Below are 22,272 nucleotides of genomic sequence, written 5' to 3' on the forward strand. Positions count from 1 at the left end.
CAGGAACAGAGAGACCAGCCGCCTCGCTCGATGGAGTTGCGTCGCTCGATAGAGTTGCACTGTGCTCCTGCTGATATGGTCCGTCTGCCAGAGGCGGCGTTATCGTACCGGTGAAGTCGCCAGATGGCATCTCTTCGGTAATTTGCTGGCCTGTGGGGAGGTGGGTTGTAGCAGTGAAGTCAAAGATCTGATTGCCGGCAGTGAACAGCAGCCCAAAGGTATCGTTGACGGCCTCGGCGAGTTTTGGCCGTGCCAAGTGGAAATTGCCGATCCGTGCCTGGAATCCATGGAGTTCGATGGTGTTCAACAGGCCAACGACCTCTTCGGCGACGGTCCCGCCCACAGCCGCGGCCGTATCTTCCAGCCAATCCTGAAGGGCAGCGTGGTCTGATGCATCCAGTTTGGCGAGCCCCCGTTCGATGTCGTGCAATGCACCACGAGTGTAGCGAATAGCGGCCTGCTCCGACAACAATTCGGGATGATCGTTTACGATGGTCAATTGCTGAATGTAGAGCAGAGTTGCTAAGCCCGCATAGACACTGGCTTCCGGGTCCAATTGCCCGTTCGGAAGCCGTGAGATGCCTTCGAGAAGCGCGAGATCGCCCTTGGCGCGGACGAGGGGATCGAGTGAGTCATACGCCCTATCATGAGCCATGAACAACGTGTCGAGGGAATCGACAGGCGGGGACGAGTAATCTACAGGCTGAGTGGGATAGGCGAGCACCTCGCCATCGGAATAGCCCGGTCCACCATAGTTGCCGTAGGTGGGAATGAGGACGCCGCCAGGGCCGGGGACCAGAAGCTCCCAATTGACGTTCATGCCGTTTCCTTCTGAAACACCGCGGAGATGACTTGAGGTATAGGATGTTCAACGACGAGGCTTCCGAGGCATCCCGGCTTTTTTGTGTCGGTGGGCAGGAGCAGGGTAGGTAAGACATGCCCGTTGGTTTCAGGGCACGAACAAGCTTGTCGATTGTCTCTCATAGAGGCGCAGTCGCAAGACCACACCTCCGACAATCAGTGGGGCGGTCCGTGGATGGGCATTCATAGTTTTCAAGATGCTGAGTGCCCGAGTCTCTTGGCCAATGTCGTCCCATATGATGGGAGCGGAGACATCAAGCAGTGGTGCCATTGAGGGCCCAAGTAGCTCGGCTCGCTGCTCGTCCGAGCGAATCCCTACATGAGCCTTAGCTGTTTCCGGAAGCCTGATCAGAAGAGCCAGTTAGTGGGGAGGTCCCATTCTTACTTTGGATCACCTAATATCCAAGTGCCGAACCGGCGTTCATCGGATCGGCTTTGTAGAAAAGGAGATCGTGGCTATACTGCTGCCAAGTGGTTGTGGTCCACATTGTCGCTTCGGCTCCGGAAGCCCGGCTGTTGAGGTGTTCAACCGTTTTCAGCAACGGCTCTGAACGCGTTGTTCGCAGGAACGTCCATGCAGCCCGACACCTGCTATGCGAGAAGTGGCGATCTTCACATCGCGTATCAAGTTTTTGGCACGGGCTTAGTGGATCTCGTGCTGGTACCTGGGTTCATCTCCAACGTGGAGGAGACCTGGGACAATCCGAGCGCAGCACGCTGGCTGGAGCGGCTCAGTCGCTTTGCTCGTGTGATCGTATTCGATAAGCGAGGGACAGGGCTCTCGGACCGGGCGGGGTCCGTGCCGACCCTCGACGAGCGCATGGACGATGCCAGAGCCGTGATGGACGCGGCTCAGTCCGAGCGCGCCGTTCTGCTCGGCATCTCAGAAGGGGGGTCGCTTGCCACCGTTTTCGCGGCGAGCCATCCGGACCGCTGCTCGTCTCTCATTCTCTATGGCGCGTTCGCGAAGTTCTCGAGCTGGTATCCGACTGAAGAGAAGCTGTCTGCGTTCTATCGCTACGTCGAGGAGAAATGGGGCAGGGGCGAGAGCGCGTGGAAGTATGCTCCGTCGCTGGCTGACGACGCGGGCTTCAAGAGGATCTGGGCGCGCCATGAGCGGGTAGGCGCAACGCCCGCTGCCGCCATCGCCCTCATGCGGATGAACCAGGAGATCGAGATTTCCAGTGTGTTGAGCGCGATCCGCGTTCCGACGCTGGTGATTCATCGGACGCAGGACACCGCAGTGAGCGTCGAGGCAGGCCGCTACTTGGCCCAGCACATTCCGGGTGCCCGTCTTGCAGAGTTCGCCGGGGCGGATCATCTCCCGTACATTGGTGAGAACGCGGACGACATCGCCGACGAAATCCAGGAGTTCGTGACCGGTTCTCGGCCCGATGTAGAGCCGGATCGCATTCTTGCTACAGTGTTGCTCACGGATATCGTGGATTCAACCAAGCAAGCATCGGACCTTGGCGATCGCCGCTGGCGCGAGTTGTTGGACCGGCACGACGACCTCGTGCGCCAGGAAATCTCCCGATTCCGCGGGCGGGAGGTGAAGTCACTTGGCGACGGCTTTCTCGCTACATTGATGGACCTGCGCGGGCAGTTCGGTGCGCGGCGGCTATCATCGAGAGGGTGCGCTCTCTTGACTTGCAAGTCCGCTGTGGCCTGCACACGGGCGAGATCGAATTGAAGGGAACGGATATCGCCGGAATTGCAGTCCACATCGCAGCCCGGATCGCGGCCCAAGCTCAAGGAGGGCACGTGCTCGTATCGAGCACCGTCCGCGATCTTGTCGCGGGCTCCGGGCTCTGTTTTGTTGATGAGGGCACGCGCTCCTTGAAGGGAATATCCGACGAAGTTCGGGTGTTCTCCCTCATGGGCTAGATGGTCGAAAGAGAGGGCGAGGGCCGATACCAGGACGTTCGGAGAGACTTGCTGACCACTGTCTTCCCGATGATCCGAGCAACGTCGCTCGGCACCCTTACCCGATACTGCCAGACGGTCCCGCGCAACCAGTGCCCGGTCGGACGCTGCTTCAGGCGGTTTCGGGACGGCTTGTGCGACGCGGATGTGCGACAGTCGCGGTGACTGTTTTCGCAACGGTCCCAAGCGTTTAATGCCGCATCAGCGGCGAGCGTGTACGACACCGTTGTGCGCCAGCTTACACCAAAAATCGAAAATTGTTGTTCAGTTTCAAACCCTTGGTGGAGCTGAGGGGATTCGAACCCCTGACCTCTGCAGTGCGATTGCAGCGCTCTCCCATCTGAGCTACAGCCCCGGTCCAGGCAGGGCGACCCATGGGGGTGGTCGCCAACCTCAAAATAGTAGACGGATCAATCCTTTACTCGATTATAGTAACAGCATGGCTGTAAGAGGCAACAGGCTTGGTTGGGAGCTGTCTGTCTCACGGCCCCAGGCTCATTGTGACACCAGTGTGACAAGGTCTGGCCCTTGCAGTCCAGGAACTCGATGCTCGCTAGCCTGAGTCAGGCAACTACGGCGTCTCCCTCGCAGTCAGCTTCGGGAGTTCCTTTGTCATCCAGGCGATCATCTCATCCTGGGTTCTCAAGTGCTCGGGCATCGGAATGAATGGCTCGCCACCATCACAAATGACGATGCGATCTCTGGGGCCGATGATGGGGTCCAGGGGCTCAGGTGAACGGTCGAATGCCGCTCCCGTGCGCTCTCCTGCCCAGAGCACCAGCAGCCAGATCGCCGCCAGGAACCCGGCGACTGCTGCTAGGATCGCAACGAGAACGTCCAGGATCATCAAGCTCTCCTGTGAGGAAACTGATGTGGGGCGGCTCCGAGGGATCCACCAGGAGGCCAGGGGACGGGAGCCTCTATGTCTCGCCGCTGCCAGCCGTCCTCCCATGCTCGTGTAGAGGCCTGGGTGAGCCAGTGAAGCGGTGAGCAGCTAGCTGGAATCGCCTCTCTTTGGTAACAGCCCACCCGGCTGATGACGTCCGGAGGTGATCGAGTTGTGGCGCACCAGCGATGTGCGACCAAGGCGTCAAGACGAGATGTGGCTCGACGCCTTGGCTCGTCGGGTCGCATGACCCATCAAATAGCCCAATCGGCTGACTCGCAATTCGTCCTTCAGAGATGACAGGATCGACAGCGCAGACGTTGTTCAGTGCAGGAGGCTTCGATGGCAGGATGGCAACCGATCGCCACTGCACCCAGCGAAATCGGTAGGCCGCTCCTGCTCTATCCTCGTCCACTCCGTCGTGGAAGCATGAGCGGCGGGCCATTGCGTGATGTGATCGATGCCGCCGTCCGGCGAATGATTGAGCTCGTGGAGAGGCGAGGCTACATCACATACGATGAATTGACGGAGGTCCTATCCCCGGAGGACTTCTCGCGGGAGCAGATTGAGGACGTTCTCGACCAACTGTCCGAGATGGGCATCGACGTTGTGGGGACAGACAAGGCCGACAGGGCCGAGGACGACCAGTTCGCCGCCACAGCGATCTACGTCAGCGTGTTTGAGGGCTTCTGGGACGGCACCGTCTGGCGAACTCCTACTGGCAGGACCTGTAAGCCGACCCACTGGATGCCAATGCCTGTGCCCCCGCTGACCATCGTCGACCCCGGCCAGTGAAGGCATGGAGATACTTGTGTTGGATGAGTTGACCGCTCGGAGGCACGTCTAGGCCGCCAGCGAATACTCCGGTGTTACGACAACGATGTCCTTGGAGGGATCCAGCCACCACCGGAGGAGCATCCTCATCCTGGCCGATAGGACGAAGGCGGTGATCGGATCGCCACGCCTGATCTGACTGCGCCAGATCCACTGAAGCATCTCAGACAGGGCATAGCTTGCTTCATCGACCACAACCCCTCGGTCCGCGAAGTAGCCCTTGATCATGGGATCGGGGAAGACGTTACACAGGTAGGCCGGGATCGCTTCTCGATGTAGTCGTTGGTGGCCTTTGTGTTGCACGGGATCCATCCTTTGGCATACCGGTCTCCCTTCAGGTGTTTCCGTGCTGTCTCGAAGGTTGTCCAAGCGTTTTGAGCAGCCGGTGTCTTGGCTACTGCCTTAAAGAAGTGCTCGGTTGACGCTCGGATGCGCTTGAGTTCCTCCGGGGTTTGCTTCTCGAGCCAGCTAACCGAGAAGGGATTGGACCGCCCCTGGTGATCACCCCACCTGTTTCCTGGGCCCTCATAGATCGACACGAGAGCTCTGAGCCGCTCCTTCACCTCTACCTCATGGGAGCGATCGTCTCGGACATCATGGGCCGATCATCCCACACCTCGTCCTGGACGAGAACGCAGTCCCTCCCACTGCTTCACGACATCCTGGAAGAAGTCGTAGTGCTCATCGAGGCCATGGGCGTGCCACATCGCGGTCAGGCCCGACCAGATCAGCATGATGTTTGAGATCTCCTCCTCGGAGGCCACGATCCAGGTCTCCTTGCTCCAGGGTGGCGGGTCTTCGTAGCTGTCCGCGATTGTGGTCGACCAGAACTGCACTTAGCCCTGGGACATCTCCTTGCAGATGTCACTCATCTGCCGCCCCTTCCAGGCGTCCCAAGACGTTCAGGACGCTCCTTGCTGTCCACTTGCCCCCACGAGGAGTCGTGATGCGACGGTCGTTCAGAGCCATTGCTATTGCGTTTGCCGAGGTGATCCCCTCCGCTCGTAGCTCCTCAAGGACCCTGGCAAGCATCCTGGCTCGATCCCGAGCTCCCCTGGAGACTGCCTCGACGGCCTCCCGATTGCCCCTGCCCTTGAGATGTGCGGCACCCTTGGGGCTCCCCAGCTTCACGCCACGCGCCTTCGCCGCTGCTAGGGCAGCCCTGGTCCGCTCGGAGATCAGGGACCGCTCCTTCTCGGCCAGGGCAGCATAGAGGTGGAGCATGAACGGATCAGCATCGGCCCCGAGCTCCGTCACCACGAAGCGCACCCGATGCTTCATCAGGCCCGAGATGAAGTGCACGTCACGGGAGAGCCGGTCGAGTTTGGCGGTGATCACCGGAGCGTTGAGGCGGCGAGCCTTCTCGATGGCCGCAGCGAGATGAGGACGCTGCTCCAGGGCATCAGAGCCCTTGCCGGTCTCAACCTCCGTGAACTCTTCGACGATCTCCAGGCCCTCGGAGGCGGCGAACCGCATCACGGCTTCCTGCTGGGCTTCCAGGCCGAGACCGCTGCGGCCCTGCTTCTTGGTCGAGACACGGTAGTAGGCGACAGCAGTGCGGGAGGGGGTCATTGGTCGGGTCCGGCGGATGTGTAAATCAACCATACCAACGAATGGCTGTTATGCAAGCTCTACGGTATCATTGAATCTTACATTCCTGGATCGTAGTGACAGAAGACGACTCGAAGCCGGGTAGTGCAGGGGGCGGAGATGGCAGAGTTTGTGGCAGATTGCCCAAGATGTGGGGCGACGCATGTGACGTTCGATCTAGAGGGATGCATCTGGGTATTAGCCAGCGACCATTACGGTAGGAAAAGCGATGGGCATGAGTTCTTCTCCCGGTGCCGCCGCTGTAGCGGAGGAAGCACGTTCCTAGTCGACTGGGGCTCGCACACTCACTCTCCGACCGAGCTATCGGGAAATGTCGACGGTTTCATCAACGACAAGCAGGTGCTCGTTGCGGTCCCCAGAAGTCGCCGCTGTCCTGACCACGTTCCAGTGGAGTTGAAACGGATTTTCGATGAGGCTGCGCGATGCCTTGTCGTCGACTGCTTCGACGCCAGTGGCACGATGTTCAGAAAGGTCTTGGACAGTGCCACCCGTCCACTTCTGCCACCTCAGCCCGACCCGGAAGACAAGAGCCACCCTGACTACATCGCTTGGAAGGTCAGAAAGGATCTGAAGCTCAGGCTGGATTGGCTCCTGGCCCACGGAAAGCTTTCGCAGCACCTCGGATAACTGGTTGATTGTGTTCGGGAGGACGGTAACGACGCTGCTCACGCTTCCGAAGGCATCACACACCTGGAGGCCCGTGACCTTGAGGATTTCACGGTCATTCTGCTTGAGACCCTCTACACCATTCCGGGGCAGATCGAGGAAAACAAACGCCGTAGAGCCGAGAGGCGAGGTTGAACCGACAACTTCCGACCCGCTGAACCAAGTGGCCGTCTGCAGCGGGTCCCATCTGTGAGCCAGCAGCCCTCGTATGCCAGTGCCGCCCATGCTTCCAAAATGCCGCTAAAGGGTCCGTTGGTGTTGTTGGACCAGGGGCAGCAGTGAACCGCTCTGGAGATCTCCAGGGACTCTAGGTCTCGAAGGGCGACCCCCCCTGGGGTCTTCTCCGTGAGGGGGCCTGTCTCCCCAGGAGGCTGAACCTCCCCCAAGAGGGTCCGGGCCGCCCAGGTGGATGCCCCACCGCGACCTTGGGGATCGAACGCAAGCAAGCCGACGAGCTCCGCTAGGAGCGGGAATCGATGGTCAGCGGGACCGAGGCCTTCCAGGACCAGCTCGTGGACCTCACCACCAAGCGTCCCAAGGAGGTCTTCGGGTGGCTCAGGGGGCATAGAGGACGCATCAGACGATCCTTGAGGGAGAAGAAGCAGGCCGATGAGATCTGTCACCTCTGGCGAGTAAGTTGCCGGCAGCCCACGACACGCGAGGCGGCGGTGACCTCGGTTCGGCACATCTCCATCGTGTTCGGCCCGGTCAGGATCGTGAGGAAGGTGCCGTCGTCGTCGACCATGTGGATGGTCTTCTGATCGGCCCGGATCACGCCGAGGATCGGATCGTGCCCCGTGCCCTCCGTCAGCCCATGCGAGCCCGTGAACCGGTTGCCCTCCTGCCGGGTGACGATGAGGGTCCAGGAGCCCTCGCGGAAGACCGGTCCGGTCTCACCCGTGTTGGGCCAATGGCCCATTTTGCCTTGGGTGACGGACTGCCCCGGTCCGATCCAGGTTCCCTTGAGATCGGGGTAGGGCTGCTGCGCGACGGCGGTGGGGCTCGACGCGGCCAGGAAGCCGACGACGAGGTTGAATGCGCATATCCGAGTCATCATGGCTTTCCCCTGACGATGCCGCCCCGTGAAGCGGGCGGGCACGGCACCGACTATTTTCGTTTGGTCCTCTCCTGTCCAGGGGCGTCAAGATCATGTTTCTGACCCCGAAGGGAAAGCGGGTGCTGGCACTGTTTCACGAATACGCTTCTGCGAACGGCGTGGCACCTTGTGCGAGGTGGTCACTACCAGCCACAGCGACATCGACATTGAACCGCATCCAGGAGATCGGCCTCACACCTCGTCGTAGTCTTCGGCGTCGTAGTCGTCGGCTGTCGGCCAGGTAGTTGCGGCGAGGAGGGCTTGGACCCGCTCAAGCTGCTCGAGGGCAGCCCTGACATCGTCGCTCGTCGCCGACGGGTCAGAGAGGACTCCGGCACCGTTGACGTAGACCGCCCGATCTAGAGCCTCATGGGCCAGCCCGAGGGCCTCGCGGATGGCGTCAGTTGCCTGCTGGGCGGCCGGGATCCTGGCTTGTGCCGATTCGGCTGGTTCTGCCTGTGCCTCTTCCATGCCCGTTCTCCTCACGAATCTTGTCCTGCTGTTGCGCGATTTGGGAGACCGGGGTCGTAGGAGTGTCTCTCAAAAGGCCGCTCAAGGGTCTCCTTTGGACCGGCAGCAGTAGCGTCGTTCGCTGGGAATCTCGCTACTCGGAGATCTGCTCGACGGCCAATGTCAGCCTGACCCTCACGAGCGTCCGTCCAGCCGCGTCTCGCACATTCACAACGAAGTCACGCCGGTCCCCGTCAGGAAGGGCACGCACGGCTTCAGCCTCGGCCGCATGGATGTCTTTGAGCTCAATCCCTTCATGATCGGGCGTGAAACCGTCACCGTCATGGACATCAAAGAAGAAGCGCGGCATGGCAGGGCAACAACGACACATCGGTGCCTGTTCCCGGCCTTCGACTGGGAGGAGCTGAAGAAAGCTGGCGCGTTCGACCCTACTGCCTACGCCTCCAGTCCATCGGCGTGTAGTCGCGGGTCCCATCTCGCCCAGCACGGTCGAGGTAAACCGAGAGCCACCCCATGCTTCAAGAATGCCGGTAAAGGGCTCGTTGGTGTTGTTGGACCTGACGCAGCAGTGAGCCTGTCCCGGAGGCATTGACTCTGCCGCGCCGGTGCGCAGCCGAGGAGCCGCTCGGTCTTGTCCACCGCTCCCAGGATCACCCCAGGAGCGTCAGCACCACCGAGGTCACGTTCAGAGCCGCGAGACCGCCGACGAGCATCGGGAACAGAGGGAAACGACGGTCCGTGAGGCTGCTGGCGGTATCGTAGGAGTCGGTTGTGGTCATCGCTCATCCCCTTCAGAGCGGGAACCGCTGGCCAGCAGATCATGCTCGGGAGTTTCCTAGACGAAGTGCGATGGCGCACCCGGCTCACACCCCGAGGAACCGCCCACAAGAATAGTTCACCTCCGCCCGTCCGAGGGATCTCGTCACCTTGGTGTGCTTGTGAAGCTCTGGTGAGCAACACCCCAGAAGAGGCCCCGGCTCGTCACCGGGGCGGCCTAACATCAGGTCATGGAGTTTGCGGACCAAGCACTCGGGGGGAATGCGGGGACATAGAGGCAGTCCGCAACCGCTAGATGGTGAGCCCTCCTTTCCGTGCAAAGGGCAGCCCTCGAGTATTTCAGAGCATCTGCTCAATTCTGTTGAGACACTCCCGAGATCACCTCAGGAGCGTCAGCACGGCGGAGGTGACGTTCAGAACCGCAAGAGACCACCAGCAGGGCGGCCTAAGATGCAGTCCTAGGGATCAGAGGGGGCTTCGGTCAGGCGCCACCCTCGCCAGCCTCTCAGCCACGTTCTCCGGCCTCAGATGGGTGTAGCGGCTCAACATACGCTGGTCCCTGTGACCGCTGATCAACGCTATCTCAGGGACCGTGAGGCCATACTCAAAGAAGCGGCTCACAGTCTCGTGCCTGAGGTCATGTAGCCGTAGGTCGGGAAGGCCAGCCCTTCGCCTCAACCTCTCCCATGCAAGGCGCACTGCATTGGGTGTCACCGGGAACACCCGCTCGTCTGTCCTGGTCAGCGAGGCCAAGACCTCAAGGGCCTTGGGTGTGAGTGGGATCGTGCGAGGATGACCGTTCTTGGTCTTCAGGATGCGGACAGTGCGAGCAGTCATGTCTACGTCCCGCCACCTGATCGACAGGAGTTCTCCCCGGCGCATCCCGGTCTCGATGGCAAGGAGGACCAGAGGGCGGAGATACCAGACAGAAGTCGTTGCCAACGATGAGGCAAGACACTGCCCCTCATCGGCTTCCAACCGCCTCTCACGGGCTTTCTGGGGCTCAGGGAGTGTGATCTGTTGAACAGGATTGGCGGTGATGGGTAAGCCCCATTCCTTCCTGGCGAGCTCAAAGCAGTGCTGGAGGATGGCAAGCTCACGCCTGACAGTTCCTGGTTTGACGAGCTTCAGGCGGTCGTCCCGGTATTGGGCCACAGCAGCCGGGGAGAGCTTGCTAAGGGTTACATAGGAGAGACCGTGCGCCAGAAGGGTTCTGAGCCTGTATTGCTCGGGTCCTGCTCCTCGCTTGGTTGGGGTGATAGTCTCACTGTAGCGGCGCAGTAGGTCACCTACCGTCATTCCCTTCAGTTCCCGCGAGTTCGTCGGAATCTCGGCACGGTCGATTGAGCGCTCCTTGTCTCTCGCCCAAGCCATGGCATCGGCCTTGGAGGCAAAGGACTTGGACAAGGGAGGGTAACCTTCACGGCGCACCTGGGCTTGCCAGGAGGAGCCGCGCTTACGAATGGAAGCCATGTGTGTTCCGTCCAGCTGTGACAACGCTGTGACGGATCGACCAATCTTGCTGTCTTGAGGGGTTGGCCTACTGAACCAAAATCGAAGGTGGTTCAGCCAGTTAACCCTTGGTGGAGCTGAGGGGATTCGAACCCCTGACCTCTGCAGTGCGATTGCAGCGCTCTCCCATCTGAGCTACAGCCCCGGTCCAGGCAGGGCGACCCATGGGTCCGGTCGCCAACCGAGCGGCGGCCTTGTAGGCTTGGGGTCGCGGCGATGTCAATTGTGATTTAAACCGATGGCCTGGCGCGGGGCCCGGAAGCCCGGCGGAGAGAGAGGACTGGCAGAGGCATGCGCTCGATCCTGTGGCTCATCGATACGGTCATCACGCTCTACATCTACATCCTGATCGCGAGCGCGATTCTCAGCTGGCTGATCGCCTTCAACGTCGTGAACATGCGCAACCCGATTGTCGCGCAGGTCGGCGAGTTCCTCTACCGGATCACGGAGCCGGCCTTGAGGCCGATCCGGAACGTCCTGCCCAATCTCGGCGGGATCGACATCTCGCCGGTCATCCTGATTCTCGGCCTGTTCTTCATCCGCAACCTGATCTTCGAGCTCTTCGGCGCCATGGCCTTCTAGAGGGCGAGCCCTTGGCGGAGGCGGCCTGGAGCGCCGCTCCGGACGGGCTCACCCTGCGTATCCGCGTCACGCCCCGGGGTGGGCGTGACGCGCTCGACGGCGTCGAGGCCCTGTCCGACGGGCAGCAGGTGCTGCGGGTCCGGGTCCGCGCGGCCCCGGAGGACGGAGCCGCCAACGAGGCGGTCTGCCGGCTCCTCGCAAAGGCGCTCGGTCGCCCGGCCTCGGCGGTCAGCCTTCGTGCCGGCGCTACGGCGCGCGTGAAAACCCTGTTCGTGTCCGGGGATCCGACGGCGCTCTCGGCCGCGCTCTCCGGGCTTTTCGGAGCCCCCGCATGACAGCCACCCTCATCGACGGAAAGGCCATCGCGGCGTCCTGGCGGGCGCGGATCGGCGCCGCCGTCGCGGATCTCGCCCCGCAGGGCCTGCGGCCGGGCCTCGCCGTCGTGCTCGTCGGCGACGATCCGGCGAGCCAGATCTACGTGCGCAGCAAGATGCGCCAGACGGTCGAAGCCGGCATGCGCTCCTTCGACCATGCGCTCTCGGCCTCCACGACCCAGGACGAGCTCCTCGCCCTCGTCGCGAAGCTCAATGCGGACCCGGACGTCGACGGCATCCTCGTCCAGCTTCCGCTACCGCCGCAGATCGACGCCCAAGCAGTCATCGAGGCGATCGACCCCGCAAAGGACGTCGACGGCTTCCACCCCGTCAATGCAGGGCGCCTCCTCACGGGAACGCCCGGCTTCGTGCCCTGCACGCCGCTCGGCTGCCTGCTTCTCCTGCATTCCATCCGGCCGGACCTCACCGGCCTTGATGCCGTCGTGATCGGGCGCTCGGCGATCGTCGGCAAGCCGATGGCGCAGCTCCTGATCCGGGAAAACTGCACCGTCACGGTCGCGCATTCCCGCACCCGGAACCTGCCGGAGGTCTGTCGGCGGGCGGATGTGCTCGTCGCCGCTGTGGGGCGTCCGGAACTCGTGCGCGGTGACTGGCTGAAGCCGGGCGCGACAGTCATCGATGTCGGCATCAACCGCGTGCCGAACCCGGCGGCCGGGGAGGGGAGGACGCGCATCGTCGGGGACGTCGCCTTTGCAGAGGCCGTCGACGTCGCGGGCGCGATCACGCCGGTCCCGGGCGGGGTCGGGCCGATGACGATCGCCTGCCTGTTGCGCAACACCCTCGAGGCCGCCTGCCGCCGGCGGGGGCTTCCACCGGAGCGATGGTCTGCGACGACGGCATGACAAGCCCACCCGATCCGCCAGCGCTGGAGCACGCGCCATGAGCAAGACCGATGCGGGCCGCTTCCTCGAGGATTTCCGGATCGGAGAAACGATCCGGCACGCGACCCCGCGCACCGTCAGCACAGCTGATGCGACGCTCTACGCGGCGCTCTACGGCTCCCGCTTCGCGGTACAGTCGTCGGATGTCTTCGCCCGCAGCCTCGGCTATCCGGCGAGTCCCCTCGATGACTGGCTCGTCTTCCACATGGTGTTCGGGAAGACCGTGCCGGACATCTCGATCAACGCCGTCGCCAATCTCGGCTACGCGGACGGGCGCTTCCTCAAGCCCGTCTTTCCGGACACGACGCTGTTAGCGGTCTCCGAGGTCATCGGCGTCAAGGAGAGCTCGAGCCGGCAGACGGGCGTCGTCTATGTCCGCTCGACGGGGTTCGACGAGACCGGCGACGCGGTCCTGAGCTATTGCCGCTGGGTGCTGGTGCGCAAGCGCGACGAGGCGGCCTCGCTCCGCGAAGAGCACGTGCCGGACCTCCCGAAGGCCGTCGCGCCGGACCGGCTCGGCGCAGCCTGCCCGCAGCTCGCGCCCGGCGCCTACAATACGGTTCTCGCGGGGAGCCCCTACCGTTTCGGGGATTACGCCGTCGGCGAGCGGATCGACCATGTCGACGGCATGACGGTCGAGGAGGCGGAGCACCAGCTCGCCACGAGGCTCTACCAGAACACCGCGAAGGTGCATTTCGACCTCTTCGCGGCCCAGTCCGGGCGCTTCAAGCGGCGGCTGATCTATGGCGGCCACGTGATCTCGCTCGCCCGCGCCCTGTCCTTCAACGGCCTCGCGAACGCCTTCCACGTCGCCGCCATCAATGGCGGTCGCCATGTCGCGCCGCTCTTTGCCGGCGACACGGTCTACGCCTGGAGCGAGGTGCTCGACCGGGCCGAGATTTCGGGCCGCAGCGATGTCGGGGCGCTCCGCTTGCGGCAGGTCGCCACCAAAAACCGCCCCTGCGGGGATTTCCCACTCAAGACGGGCGAGGCCTACGGCTCCGACGTGATCCTCGATCTCGACGTCTGGGTGCTGCTGCCGCGATAGGGCTCCGCGGCCGTACCCTCGCTCCCCCGGAGGTGCTCGACGAGCTGCCGGGCCGGGGTCGAGAGGCCCTCGAGGTTGCGCACGCAGATCGTGAGCTCCCGAAGCGCCCAGGAGTCGCTGAGGCGCACCGGTCTGATCGCCATCGTCTTCTCGGCGCGCTGCGCCGTCGACTCGGGCACGATCCCGAGCCCGACATTCCCCTCGACCATCCGGCAGACGGCATCGAAGCTCCGGAGCTGGACCCGCAGGCGCAGGGGCCGGCCGATCCGGCTCGCCTTGTCGGCCAGGAAGCGCTGCAGCGCGCTTGCCCGGTCGAGGCCGACGAAATCGTGCCCAAGCGCATCCGCGAAGGCGATCTCCTCCCGGGCGGCGAGCGGATGACCGACGGGCGCCACGAGAACGAAGCGGTCGCTGCGGAACGGGAAGGCAAGCAGCCCCCCGGTGTCGACGGTGCCGGCCACGATCCCGATATCGCCGACGCCTTCGGCGACGAGACCGACGATCTCGTCGGAGAGCCGCTCCTCGAGATCGATGATCACCTGCGGATGCGCGGCGAGGAAGGCCCCGAGGGCCTCGGGCAGGAATTCGGTGAGCGCATTGGTGTTCGACAACAGGCGGATCTGGCCCGCGAGCCCACCCGTGAAGGCGCTGAGGTCCTCCTGGAGGCGCTGGGTCTGGGCGAGCACCGCCCGCGCGTGCTGGAGGAGCACCCGGCCGGCGGCGGTCGGGGTGACACCGAGCCGGGCCCGGACCAGAAGATCCGCCCCGAGCGACTGCTCCATGGCCCGGATCCGGGTCGAAGCGGCTGCGAGCGCGAGATTGGCGCGCCCAGCCCCGCGGGTGATCGACCCGGCCTCCACGACGTGCCGGAAGAGATTGAGGTCGACGAGGTCGAAATGCATGTGTGTGGGCGACCCTTCACAATTCGCGAAGCCAGCCTATCGGAATCACGCATTGCCCCAGGGGGCATCCCGGATCAAGGTTCGCGGACCGCGAAGGCATGGTTTTGCGCTCCCGGGCGCATGCGCGTGCCGCCATTGCCGCCGCGCTGAACCTGCCCTTTATGGCGGTCCAGCGGTACCCTGCCGGGAACCCGATGGGCCGCAGTCGCAACCGAGCCCGGAGCAAGGCATGGCCGAGGTGAAAGCATCCGCCCCGCGACCCCTGTCGCCCCACCTGCAGATCTACCGGTTGACCTGGACGATGGCGATGTCCATCGTCCATCGGGCGACGGGAGCGGCGCTCTATGTCGGGATCGCGCTGCTCGCGATCTGGCTCGTCGCCCTCGCCTCCGGCCCCTCGGCCTTCGAGGCCGTCCAGTGGTTCTTCGGCTCGCCGATCGGCATCCTGATCCTGTTCGGCTACACCTGGGTGCTCCTCCATCACATGCTCGGCGGCGTCCGCCATCTCGTCTGGGATTTCGGGCACGGGATGGAGCGCCGGGAGCGCTTCGCGATGGCACGATTCACGCTCATCGGTTCGGTGGTGCTGACGATCCTGGTCTGGGTCGTGGCGTTCCTGTCCTTCTAAGACAATCAGGCGAGGGCGAACATGGTCGACACCCGCTACGACACGTCTCGCACGATGCGCACGCCGCTGGCGCGCGTGAAGGGGCTCGGCGCGGCCGGGCACGGCGTGGAGCATTGGTGGATCCACCGCGTCACCGCGGTCTCGAACATCCCTCTGGTGATCTCCTTCGTGATCATCGTCGCGGGCCTCGCGGGATCCGATTACGCGCGGGCGATCTCGATCGTCTCGCATCCGCTCGTCGCGATCCTCCTCATCCTCGCCGTGATCTCTGTGACGAACCACATGCGGCTCGGCATGCAGATCATCATCGAGGATTACGTCCACGACAAAGGCTGGAAGATCGTCGCGGTGATCGCGAACAACTTCTACGCCGTGATCATCGCGGTCGCCTGCCTCTACGCCATCCTCAAAGTCAGCCTCGGCCGGATCCTCTGATGTCCGGGCGCTTGCAAGTTCGGTCCCGGCCGGATCGTCCGACCGTCCCATTCGAGAGGTAATGCCCATGGCCAGCAATGGAACGAACGGCCCCGTGGTGAACGGACGGGCCTACACGATCGTGGACCACACCTTCGACGTCGTCATCGTGGGTGCCGGCGGCGCGGGCTTACGGGCGACGGTCGGCTGCTCGCAGGCGGGCCTGCGCACGGCCTGCATCACGAAGGTGTTCCCGACCCGCTCGCACACGGTCGCGGCGCAGGGCGGCATCTCGGCGGCGCTCGGCAATATGGGCCCCGATGACTGGCGCTGGCACATGTACGATACCGTGAAGGGATCGGACTGGCTCGGCGACCAGGACGCCATCGAGTATCTGTGCCGCAACGCGCCGGATGCCGTCTACGAGCTCGAGCACTGGGGCGTGCCGTTCTCGCGCACGGACGAGGGCAAGATCTACCAGCGGCCGTTCGGAGGCATGACGACCGACTACGGCAAGGGCACCGCGCAGCGCACCTGCGCGGCCGCCGACCGCACGGGCCACGCCATCCTGCACACGCTCTACGGGCAGGCGGTCCGCAACCAGACGAACTTCTTCATCGAGTATTTCGCCCTCGACCTCATCATGGAGGACGGCCGCTGCCGTGGAGTCGTCGCGCTCAACCAGTCGACCGGCGAGATCCACCGCTTCCGCGCGCATATGACGATCCTCGCCACGGGCGGTTACGGGCGTGCCTATTTCTCCGCGACCTCGGCCCATACCTGCACCGGCGACGGCAACGCCATGGTGCTGCGCGCCGGCCTGCCGCTCCAGGACATGGAGTTCGTGCAATTCCACCCGACCGGCATCTACGGCGCAGGCTGCCTGATCACCGAAGGCGCGCGCGGCGAGGGCGGCTATCTCACGAACAGCGAGGGCGAGCGCTTCATGGAGCGCTATGCGCCCTCCGCGAAGGACCTCGCCTCCCGCGACGTGGTCTCGCGCGCGATGACGATGGAGATCCGCGCCGGCCGCGGCGTCGGCCGCAACAAGGATCACATCCACCTGCATCTCGACCACCTCGACCCGAAGATCCTGCACGACAGGCTGCCGGGCATCTCGGAAAGCGCGAAGATCTTCGCGGGCGTCGACGTCACGAAGGAGCCGATCCCGGTCCTGCCGACGGTCCATTACAACATGGGCGGCATCCCGACGAATTATCATGGCGAGGTGCTGACCCTGAAGGACGGCAATCCCGATCATGTGGTGCCGGGCCTGATGGCGCTCGGCGAGGCGGCCTGCGTCTCGGTGCACGGCGCGAACCGCCTCGGCTCCAATTCCCTGATCGATCTCGTCGTCTTCGGACGTGCCGCCGGCCTGCGCTGCGCCGAGATCCTCACGCCGAACGAGAAGCACCGCGATCTCGCGAATGGCGCGGACGAGCCCGCGATCGCGCGTCTCGACCATTTCCGCCACGCGAATGGCGGCACGCCGACCGCGGAACTGCGTCTCGAGATGCAGAAGACCATGCAGAACAATTGCGCGGTCTTCCGCACCGGCGAGGTCCTGCAGGAAGGCCGCGATCTCATTCACAACGTCTGGCGCGGCGTCCACGACGTCCGCGTCACCGACCGCTCGTTGATCTGGAACACCGACCTCCTCGAGACGCTCGAGCTCGACAACCTGCTCGGGCAGGCCGTCGTCACGATGGAGAGCGCCCTGAACCGCACGGAATCGCGCGGCGCCCATGCCCGCGAGGACTTCCCGGATCGCGACGACAAAACCTGGATGAAGCACACGTTGGCTTGGCTCGATGAGAGCGCCCACACGGTGAGCATCGACTACCGGCCCGTGCACACCTACACGATGACGAACGAGATCCAGTACATCGAGCCCAAGGCTCGCGTGTACTGATCGATCGAGACTCAGGACTGCCCCCGATGGCTCAATTTTCGCTGCCGAAGAACTCCCGGATGACCGAGGGCAAGGCCTGGCCGAAGCCCGCCGGCGCGACGCGCCTGCAGGAATTCCGCATTTACCGGTGGAATCCCGACGACGGCGCCAATCCGCGCATCGATACCTATCATGTCGATCGCGACGATTGCGGGCCGATGGTTCTCGATGCGCTCCTGTGGATCAAGAACAAGGTCGATCCGACGCTGACCTTCCGGAGATCCTGCCGCGAGGGCATCTGCGGATCTTGCGCCATGAACATCATGGGGCAAAACACGCTCGCCTGCACGCTCGGCATCGACGACTGCCAGTCCGACACGATCAAGATCTATCCGCTGCCGCACATGCCGGTGCTGAAGGATCTCGTGCCCGATCTCACGAGCTTCTTCGCGCAGCATGCCTCCATCGAGCCGTGGCTGCAGACCCAAACCGCGACGCCCGAAACCGAGTGGCGGCAGACGCCGGAAGAGCGCCAGAAACTCGACGGCCTCTACGAATGCATCCTGTGCGCCTGCTGCACGACATCCTGCCCGAGCTACTGGTGGAACGGCGATCGCTTCCTCGGCCCGGCGGCGCTCCTGCAGGCCTATCGCTGGCTCATCGATTCCCGCGACGAGTCGACCGGCGAGCGGCTCGACAACCTGCACGATCCCTTCCGTCTCTATCGCTGCCACACGATCATGAATTGCGCGAATACCTGCCCGAAGGGTCTCAATCCTGCAAAGGCGATCGCGGAGATCAAGAAGATGATGATCGCACGGGCGGTCTGACCGACCTTGCGCGATCCCGCTGGCGCACATCGCGACGTTTTTGTTTGCGTCGCGCGCGCGATCATGATGGGGAGAAGTTCCCGCCGGATGATCCGGTGACCTCATGAGGCCGCCATGAACCGACAGGTTGTTCTCCTCGCCGCCATTCTCGGCGCGCCGCTTCTCTTGTCCGCCTGCGCATCGTCGGCGCGCATGGACCCCTACCGCCCCGGTGCGATGGGCGGGGCCATGGCGGAGCCCGCACCGATGCCCGAACCCGTCGAGCCGGTCCCGTCAGGGCCCGTCTATGCCGAGCCGCTGCCGCCGCTTGCGGGAGAGTCTCTGCCACCACCCTCCGGCGATTACGGAGCGCCCTCCGCGGGCGCGGCTCCGGGCGACATTGCCGCCCTGCCGTCGCCGCCTCCCGCGGCCGCACCGTCGCGGCCCAGCCGCTCCGCCCTCGTCGGCGGCTGGACAGCCCGCGAGGCATCGGGCGGGTCCTGCCGCGTGCAATTGTCGAGCACCCCGGCACTCGATCTCTACAAGGCCTCCACCTCGGGCTGCTCGAACAAGGATCTCGCCCGGATCTCGGCCTGGGAATACCGCGACGGCGAGGTCTATCTCTACCAGCCCGGCGGCGCCGTCGCCGCGCGCCTGCGCGGCGGTTCCGGCTCTCTCGATGGCGTCCTCGCGAAGTCCGGCGCGCCGTTGCGCATGACGCGGTGAGGCTCGTCCTGGCCCGTCGCGCCGCCACCCACACCCGCCCCTTCGGGGCGCCCTCTCCCGTCGAGGGAGAGGTGACGTGCGGCGTCGCCCTTTTCACCTCTCTCCCGGAGGGAGAGGTCGGCTGCGCAGCAGCCGGGTGAGGGGGGACACTCGACCCTTCCGAAGAAGAGCCCCTCCAGCCCTTGTCCTCGATCCTCACCCATCCGGTCGTCGCACGCTACGAGGCTCTCGTGGACTCGGGCACGCTCGAGCGCGATCCGGCCCAGGTGGCGCTCGTCCGCCGCCTCGACGCGCTCTGCCTGCAACTCGCCGACTACCGCTTCGCGCGCAAATCAAGACCTCTCGGCTGGCTGTTTGCGCGCCGTTCGTCACCACCGCTTCCGCGCGGTCTTTACGTCTGGGGCTCCGTCGGGCGCGGTAAGACGATGCTCATGGACCTGTTCTTTGCGGCGCTGCCTATCCGTCGCAAGCGGCGGGTCCATTTCCACGCCTTCATGGCGGATGTGCACGCGCGCATCCATGCTTGGCGACAGAAGCTGAAGGCCGGCCAGGTGAAAGGCGACGATCCGATCCGCCCGGTTGCCGCGGCGATCGCCGAGGAGACCTGGGTCCTCTGCTTCGACGAGTTCACGGTGACGGACATCGCGGACGCGATGATCCTCGGCCGGCTCTTCTCCGCGCTCTTCGAGGCCGGAGTCGTCGTCGTGGCGACCTCGAATGTCGAGCCGTCCCGTCTCTACGAGGGCGGGCTCAACCGCACGCTGTTCGTCCCCTTCATCCATATGCTCGAGGAGCGCCTCGACATCGTCCGTCTCGACGCGCGGACGGATTTCCGCCTCGAGAAGCTGGCCGGCAGCCCGGTCTGGTACGTGCCGGACGACGAGGCTGCGCGTACGGCGCTCGACCATGCCTTCACGCGGCTGGCGGGGCGCAGCCGCGGTGACCCCGTCCGCCTGACCGTCCAAGGGCATCCCGTGTGGATACCCCAGGCGGCCGGCGGCGTGGCGCGTTTCGAATTCAGGGATCTATGCGGGCTCCCGCTCGGCGCGGCGGATTACCTGGAGATCTCCCGGGACTTCCACACGCTCATCCTCGACGGCATCCCACAGATGGATTTGGAGCGGCGCAATGAGGCGAAGCGCTTCATCATCCTCATCGATGCGCTCTACGAGGCGCGCGTGAAGCTCCTCGCCTCCGCAGAGGGCGAGGCTACGGAGCTCTACCGGGCCGAAACGGGGCGCGAGGCATTCGAGTTCGACCGGACCGTCTCGCGGCTCATCGAGATGCGGTCCGAGGAATATCTGGCGCTCCCGCACGGTCGCACCGAAGAGGAGGAGCCCGGGACCGGAGGACTCGTGGAAACGTGAGCGACGACCTTCACGCTCCGGGCGCCAGAAGACGGGATGTCGCCGTCGCTCACCAGCGTGGGTGCGCCACGATGATCCTGTGCAGGGGACTCGTCGAGACGTGAGTGCTCGACCTGCCGCACGCGCGACGACCGCCGATGCGAAGCTCCTCGCCATCGCCGCGGACCGTCTCAAGCGCCTCGGCCCCAAGCAGGTCACCGTCGTCGCCGTGGCCGAAGAAGCGGGCATGACGCATGCCAACGTCTATCGGTATTTTCCGTCCAAGGCTGCCCTCGTGGATGCGGTTGCGGGGCGATGGCTCGCCGAGCTCGAGACGTCGCTCGCGGTCGTCGCCGATGCTCCGGATCCGGCGGACGACAAGCTCGAACGGCTGATCCTCGCCCTGGCGCGCGCGCACCGCGCCCTGCTCGCCGAGAACCGGCACTTGTTCGATGTCTATTGCACAGCGGCGGAAACCTCCCGGCCCCTGATCCGGAAGCACCGGACTCGCTTGCGGCACCTCATCGAACGCGTGGTCGACGAGGGGATCGCGACCGGCAAGTTCGATCCGCAGGATCGGGACCGTGCCCTGGCCTTCGTGAGCGATGCCGCTTTCCGCTTCATCAATCCCGTGGCCGTCCGCCTCGATTCCGAAGTCCCGCCCGACCTTCTCGGGCAGCGGCTCGCAGCCGCCATCAGGGTCATTCTGCGCGCGCTCGCCTACGGATTCGTCTGAGCGAGTTACATTTTCGGCGAAATGTAACCAGTTCTTGACGAGCGGGCCGCGCGCGCCAACCTATTGCAGCGGCTGAAGTATTCCTTCGCGCGATCGCTCCGCACGTGTCTCTGTGCCTGGAATCCCTTAGTTCTTAACCATTTACTGGCTTGAAGCGCCCTCGCTCCTGCGGATATTGACCCGCACTCCCTGCCCGGCTCGTGCCCTGTGCGGAGCCCGATATCAAGGATAGCTCATGGCCCGTCACAAGATCGCGCTCATCGGCGCCGGCCAGATCGGCGGCACCCTCGCCCATCTCGTAGGATTGAAGGAACTCGGCGACGTCGTGCTCTTCGACATCGCGGAAGGCATTCCCCAGGGCAAGGCCCTGGATATCGCGGAATCGGCGCCCGTCGAGGGCTTCGACTCCCGCTTCAGTGGCACCCAGGACTACGCCGCCATCGAGGGCGCCGATGTCGTGATCGTCACGGCTGGCGTGCCGCGCAAGCCCGGCATGAGCCGCGACGACCTGCTCGGCATCAACCTCAAGGTGATGGAAGCCGTCGGCAATGGCATCAAGCAATATGCGCCGAACGCCTTCGTGATCTGCATCACCAACCCGCTCGACGCGATGGTCTGGGCGCTGCAGAAGTTCTCGGGCCTCCCGTCGCACAAGATCGTCGGCATGGCCGGCGTCCTCGACTCGGCCCGCTTCCGCCACTTCCTTGCAGAGGCCTTCGGGGTTTCCGTCGAGGACGTGACGGCCTTCGTGCTCGGCGGCCACGGCGACGACATGGTTCCGCTGGTGCGCTACTCCACGGTTGCCGGCATTCCGCTCCCCGATCTCGTGAAGATGGGCTGGACGACCCAGGAGAAGCTCGACGCCATGGTCGAGCGGACCCGCAAGGGCGGCGGCGAGATCGTGAATCTTCTCAAGACCGGTTCGGCCTTCTACGCACCGGCGGCCTCCGCGATCGCGATGGCGGAGAGCTATCTCCGCGATAAGAAGCGCGTGCTGCCCTGCGCGGCGGCGCTGACCGGCCAGTACGGCGTCAACGGCCTGTTCGTCGGCGTGCCGATCGTGATCGGCGCCAACGGCGTCGAGCGCATCGTCGAGGTCTCCTTCTCGGGCGACGAGAAGGCGATGTTCGAGAAGTCGGTCGCGTCGGTGCAGAGCCTCGTGGACGCCTGCAAGCAGATCAATCCGGCCCTGGCCTGATCCCGATCGCCACAACTCCGGGCTTCGGCCCGGAGCACCCCTAACGAGAGCGGCCGCGCGGCCCCGAGAGGATTCT

28 protein-coding genes and 2 tRNA genes are annotated in these 22,272 nt (G+C 64.2%); 15 read left to right on the forward strand and 15 right to left on the reverse strand.

What is annotated here, in order from left to right; translation table 11 throughout:
* Positions 1 to 820, reverse strand: an 820-nt coding sequence (locus BN1233_RS48195; protein ID WP_046861867.1) for a phospholipase A2 family protein, incomplete at its 3' end; no start/stop codon positions are given.
* 615 nt (positions 821 to 1,435) lie between these two features.
* Here BN1233_RS48195 and BN1233_RS02500 point away from each other — a divergent pair.
* Positions 1,436 to 2,554 (forward strand): alpha/beta fold hydrolase, encoded by a 1,119-nt coding sequence (locus BN1233_RS02500; protein WP_244470849.1) that lies wholly within the window; start codon positions 1,436 to 1,438, stop codon positions 2,552 to 2,554.
* Positions 2,551 to 2,748, forward strand: coding sequence for a nucleotidyl cyclase domain-containing protein (locus BN1233_RS49465; protein WP_244470848.1), 198 nt, complete (start codon positions 2,551 to 2,553; stop codon positions 2,746 to 2,748). The genes BN1233_RS02500 and BN1233_RS49465 overlap by 4 nt, the downstream gene beginning before the upstream one ends.
* On the opposite strand, the gene BN1233_RS50935 is transcribed toward BN1233_RS49465, so the two are convergent.
* The 3 genes from BN1233_RS50935 to BN1233_RS02515 all read right to left on the reverse strand — a co-directional run bounded on the left by BN1233_RS50935 (position 2,745) and on the right by BN1233_RS02515 (position 3,634).
* A complete protein-coding gene (locus BN1233_RS50935; RefSeq protein WP_425311669.1) occupies positions 2,745 to 3,011 on the reverse strand; it encodes a DUF6538 domain-containing protein in 267 nt (88 codons plus the stop codon). The two genes, BN1233_RS49465 and BN1233_RS50935, sit on opposite strands and share 4 nt — an antisense overlap.
* Before the next feature lie 55 nt (positions 3,012 to 3,066).
* Positions 3,067 to 3,142, reverse strand: a tRNA-Ala gene (locus BN1233_RS02510).
* Positions 3,143 to 3,358: 216 nt separating this feature from the next.
* A complete protein-coding gene (locus BN1233_RS02515) occupies positions 3,359 to 3,634 on the reverse strand; it encodes a hypothetical protein (RefSeq protein WP_046861869.1) in 276 nt (91 codons plus the stop codon).
* 492 nt (positions 3,635 to 4,126) lie between these two features.
* Between BN1233_RS02515 and BN1233_RS02520 the strand changes: the two genes are divergently transcribed.
* On the forward strand, positions 4,127 to 4,468 hold the full coding sequence (locus BN1233_RS02520) for an RNA polymerase sigma factor region1.1 domain-containing protein (protein ID WP_244889820.1): 342 nt from the start codon (positions 4,127 to 4,129) through the stop codon (positions 4,466 to 4,468).
* Between the two features lie 48 nt (positions 4,469 to 4,516).
* Here BN1233_RS02520 and BN1233_RS42580 read toward each other — a convergent pair whose 3' ends face one another.
* From BN1233_RS42580 to BN1233_RS02565, 10 genes are all read right to left on the reverse strand, one after another.
* On the reverse strand, positions 4,517 to 4,810 hold the full coding sequence (locus tag BN1233_RS42580) for a hypothetical protein (RefSeq protein WP_147706931.1): 294 nt from the start codon (positions 4,808 to 4,810) through the stop codon (positions 4,517 to 4,519).
* 302 nt (positions 4,811 to 5,112) lie between these two features.
* Positions 5,113 to 5,343, reverse strand: a complete 231-nt coding sequence (locus tag BN1233_RS02530; protein WP_046861871.1) for a hypothetical protein — start codon at positions 5,341 to 5,343, stop codon at positions 5,113 to 5,115.
* A 28-nt stretch (positions 5,344 to 5,371) separates the two neighbouring features.
* Positions 5,372 to 6,079: a recombinase family protein gene (locus tag BN1233_RS02535; RefSeq protein ID WP_046861872.1), complete on the reverse strand. Its 708-nt coding sequence runs from the start codon at positions 6,077 to 6,079 to the stop codon at positions 5,372 to 5,374.
* Positions 6,080 to 6,418: 339 nt separating this feature from the next.
* The gene (locus tag BN1233_RS46600) at positions 6,419 to 7,009 is read right to left on the reverse strand and encodes a hypothetical protein (protein WP_046861873.1); all 591 of its coding nucleotides are present in this window, start codon (positions 7,007 to 7,009) and stop codon (positions 6,419 to 6,421) included.
* A gap of 394 nt (positions 7,010 to 7,403) precedes the next feature.
* Positions 7,404 to 7,841: a hypothetical protein gene (locus BN1233_RS02545; RefSeq protein WP_048708849.1), complete on the reverse strand. Its 438-nt coding sequence runs from the start codon at positions 7,839 to 7,841 to the stop codon at positions 7,404 to 7,406.
* A 231-nt stretch (positions 7,842 to 8,072) separates the two neighbouring features.
* Complete coding sequence (locus tag BN1233_RS02550; protein WP_046861875.1) at positions 8,073 to 8,351, reverse strand: hypothetical protein; 279 nt, start codon at positions 8,349 to 8,351, stop codon at positions 8,073 to 8,075.
* 133 nt (positions 8,352 to 8,484) lie between these two features.
* Positions 8,485 to 8,700, reverse strand: a complete 216-nt coding sequence (locus BN1233_RS02555; RefSeq protein ID WP_046861876.1) for a DUF6894 family protein — start codon at positions 8,698 to 8,700, stop codon at positions 8,485 to 8,487.
* A 301-nt stretch (positions 8,701 to 9,001) separates the two neighbouring features.
* The gene (locus tag BN1233_RS50460; RefSeq protein WP_280139428.1) at positions 9,002 to 9,130 is read right to left on the reverse strand and encodes a hypothetical protein; all 129 of its coding nucleotides are present in this window, start codon (positions 9,128 to 9,130) and stop codon (positions 9,002 to 9,004) included.
* Between the two features lie 463 nt (positions 9,131 to 9,593).
* Entirely contained in the window at positions 9,594 to 10,535 is a 942-nt protein-coding gene (locus BN1233_RS02560) for a tyrosine-type recombinase/integrase (RefSeq protein WP_244470846.1), read from the reverse strand.
* 174 nt (positions 10,536 to 10,709) lie between these two features.
* Positions 10,710 to 10,785 (reverse strand) — tRNA-Ala (locus BN1233_RS02565).
* Positions 10,786 to 10,931: 146 nt separating this feature from the next.
* On the opposite strand from BN1233_RS02565, the gene BN1233_RS02570 reads away from it, so the two are divergent.
* Genes BN1233_RS02570 through BN1233_RS02585 form a run of 4 tightly spaced genes read left to right on the forward strand, consistent with a single transcriptional unit; the run spans position 10,932 to position 13,546 of the window.
* Entirely contained in the window at positions 10,932 to 11,222 is a 291-nt protein-coding gene (locus tag BN1233_RS02570; RefSeq protein ID WP_046861878.1) for a YggT family protein, read from the forward strand.
* Between the two features lie 11 nt (positions 11,223 to 11,233).
* Positions 11,234 to 11,557, forward strand: coding sequence for a DUF167 family protein (locus BN1233_RS02575; protein WP_046861879.1), 324 nt, complete (start codon positions 11,234 to 11,236; stop codon positions 11,555 to 11,557).
* Positions 11,554 to 12,459, forward strand: coding sequence for a bifunctional methylenetetrahydrofolate dehydrogenase/methenyltetrahydrofolate cyclohydrolase FolD (gene folD, locus BN1233_RS02580; RefSeq protein WP_046861880.1), 906 nt, complete (start codon positions 11,554 to 11,556; stop codon positions 12,457 to 12,459). Before BN1233_RS02575 ends, folD begins: the two co-directional genes overlap by 4 nt.
* A gap of 37 nt (positions 12,460 to 12,496) precedes the next feature.
* Entirely contained in the window at positions 12,497 to 13,546 is a 1,050-nt protein-coding gene (locus BN1233_RS02585; protein WP_046861881.1) for a MaoC family dehydratase, read from the forward strand.
* On the opposite strand, the gene BN1233_RS02590 is transcribed toward BN1233_RS02585, so the two are convergent.
* A complete protein-coding gene (locus BN1233_RS02590; RefSeq protein WP_082145101.1) occupies positions 13,492 to 14,448 on the reverse strand; it encodes a LysR family transcriptional regulator in 957 nt (318 codons plus the stop codon). The genes BN1233_RS02585 and BN1233_RS02590 overlap by 55 nt on opposite strands.
* A gap of 229 nt (positions 14,449 to 14,677) precedes the next feature.
* Here BN1233_RS02590 and sdhC point away from each other — a divergent pair, with 229 nt between their 5' ends.
* From sdhC to mdh, 8 genes are all read left to right on the forward strand, one after another.
* A complete protein-coding gene (gene sdhC / locus BN1233_RS02595) occupies positions 14,678 to 15,076 on the forward strand; it encodes a succinate dehydrogenase, cytochrome b556 subunit (protein ID WP_046861882.1) in 399 nt (132 codons plus the stop codon).
* Between the two features lie 21 nt (positions 15,077 to 15,097).
* Positions 15,098 to 15,511: a succinate dehydrogenase, hydrophobic membrane anchor protein gene (gene sdhD, locus BN1233_RS02600; RefSeq protein ID WP_046861883.1), complete on the forward strand. Its 414-nt coding sequence runs from the start codon at positions 15,098 to 15,100 to the stop codon at positions 15,509 to 15,511.
* A 67-nt stretch (positions 15,512 to 15,578) separates the two neighbouring features.
* The gene (sdhA, locus tag BN1233_RS02605; RefSeq protein ID WP_046861884.1) at positions 15,579 to 17,402 is read left to right on the forward strand and encodes a succinate dehydrogenase flavoprotein subunit; all 1,824 of its coding nucleotides are present in this window, start codon (positions 15,579 to 15,581) and stop codon (positions 17,400 to 17,402) included.
* A gap of 26 nt (positions 17,403 to 17,428) precedes the next feature.
* Positions 17,429 to 18,211: a succinate dehydrogenase iron-sulfur subunit gene (locus BN1233_RS02610; protein WP_046861885.1), complete on the forward strand. Its 783-nt coding sequence runs from the start codon at positions 17,429 to 17,431 to the stop codon at positions 18,209 to 18,211.
* A gap of 114 nt (positions 18,212 to 18,325) precedes the next feature.
* Positions 18,326 to 18,916, forward strand: a complete 591-nt coding sequence (locus BN1233_RS02615; protein WP_046861886.1) for an AprI/Inh family metalloprotease inhibitor — start codon at positions 18,326 to 18,328, stop codon at positions 18,914 to 18,916.
* Between the two features lie 182 nt (positions 18,917 to 19,098).
* Positions 19,099 to 20,283 (forward strand): cell division protein ZapE, encoded by a 1,185-nt coding sequence (gene zapE, locus BN1233_RS02620; protein ID WP_046861887.1) that lies wholly within the window; start codon positions 19,099 to 19,101, stop codon positions 20,281 to 20,283.
* 100 nt (positions 20,284 to 20,383) lie between these two features.
* Entirely contained in the window at positions 20,384 to 20,998 is a 615-nt protein-coding gene (locus BN1233_RS02625) for a TetR/AcrR family transcriptional regulator (RefSeq protein ID WP_046861888.1), read from the forward strand.
* A gap of 235 nt (positions 20,999 to 21,233) precedes the next feature.
* Positions 21,234 to 22,196 carry a malate dehydrogenase gene (mdh, locus tag BN1233_RS02630; RefSeq protein WP_046861889.1) on the forward strand — a complete coding sequence of 321 codons (963 nt, stop codon included), beginning with the start codon at positions 21,234 to 21,236 and terminating at the stop codon, positions 22,194 to 22,196.
* Positions 22,197 to 22,272 lie beyond the last annotated feature (76 nt).

The organism is Microvirga massiliensis (assembly GCF_001006805.1).
GTDB lineage: Bacteria > Pseudomonadota > Alphaproteobacteria > Rhizobiales > Beijerinckiaceae > Microvirga > Microvirga massiliensis.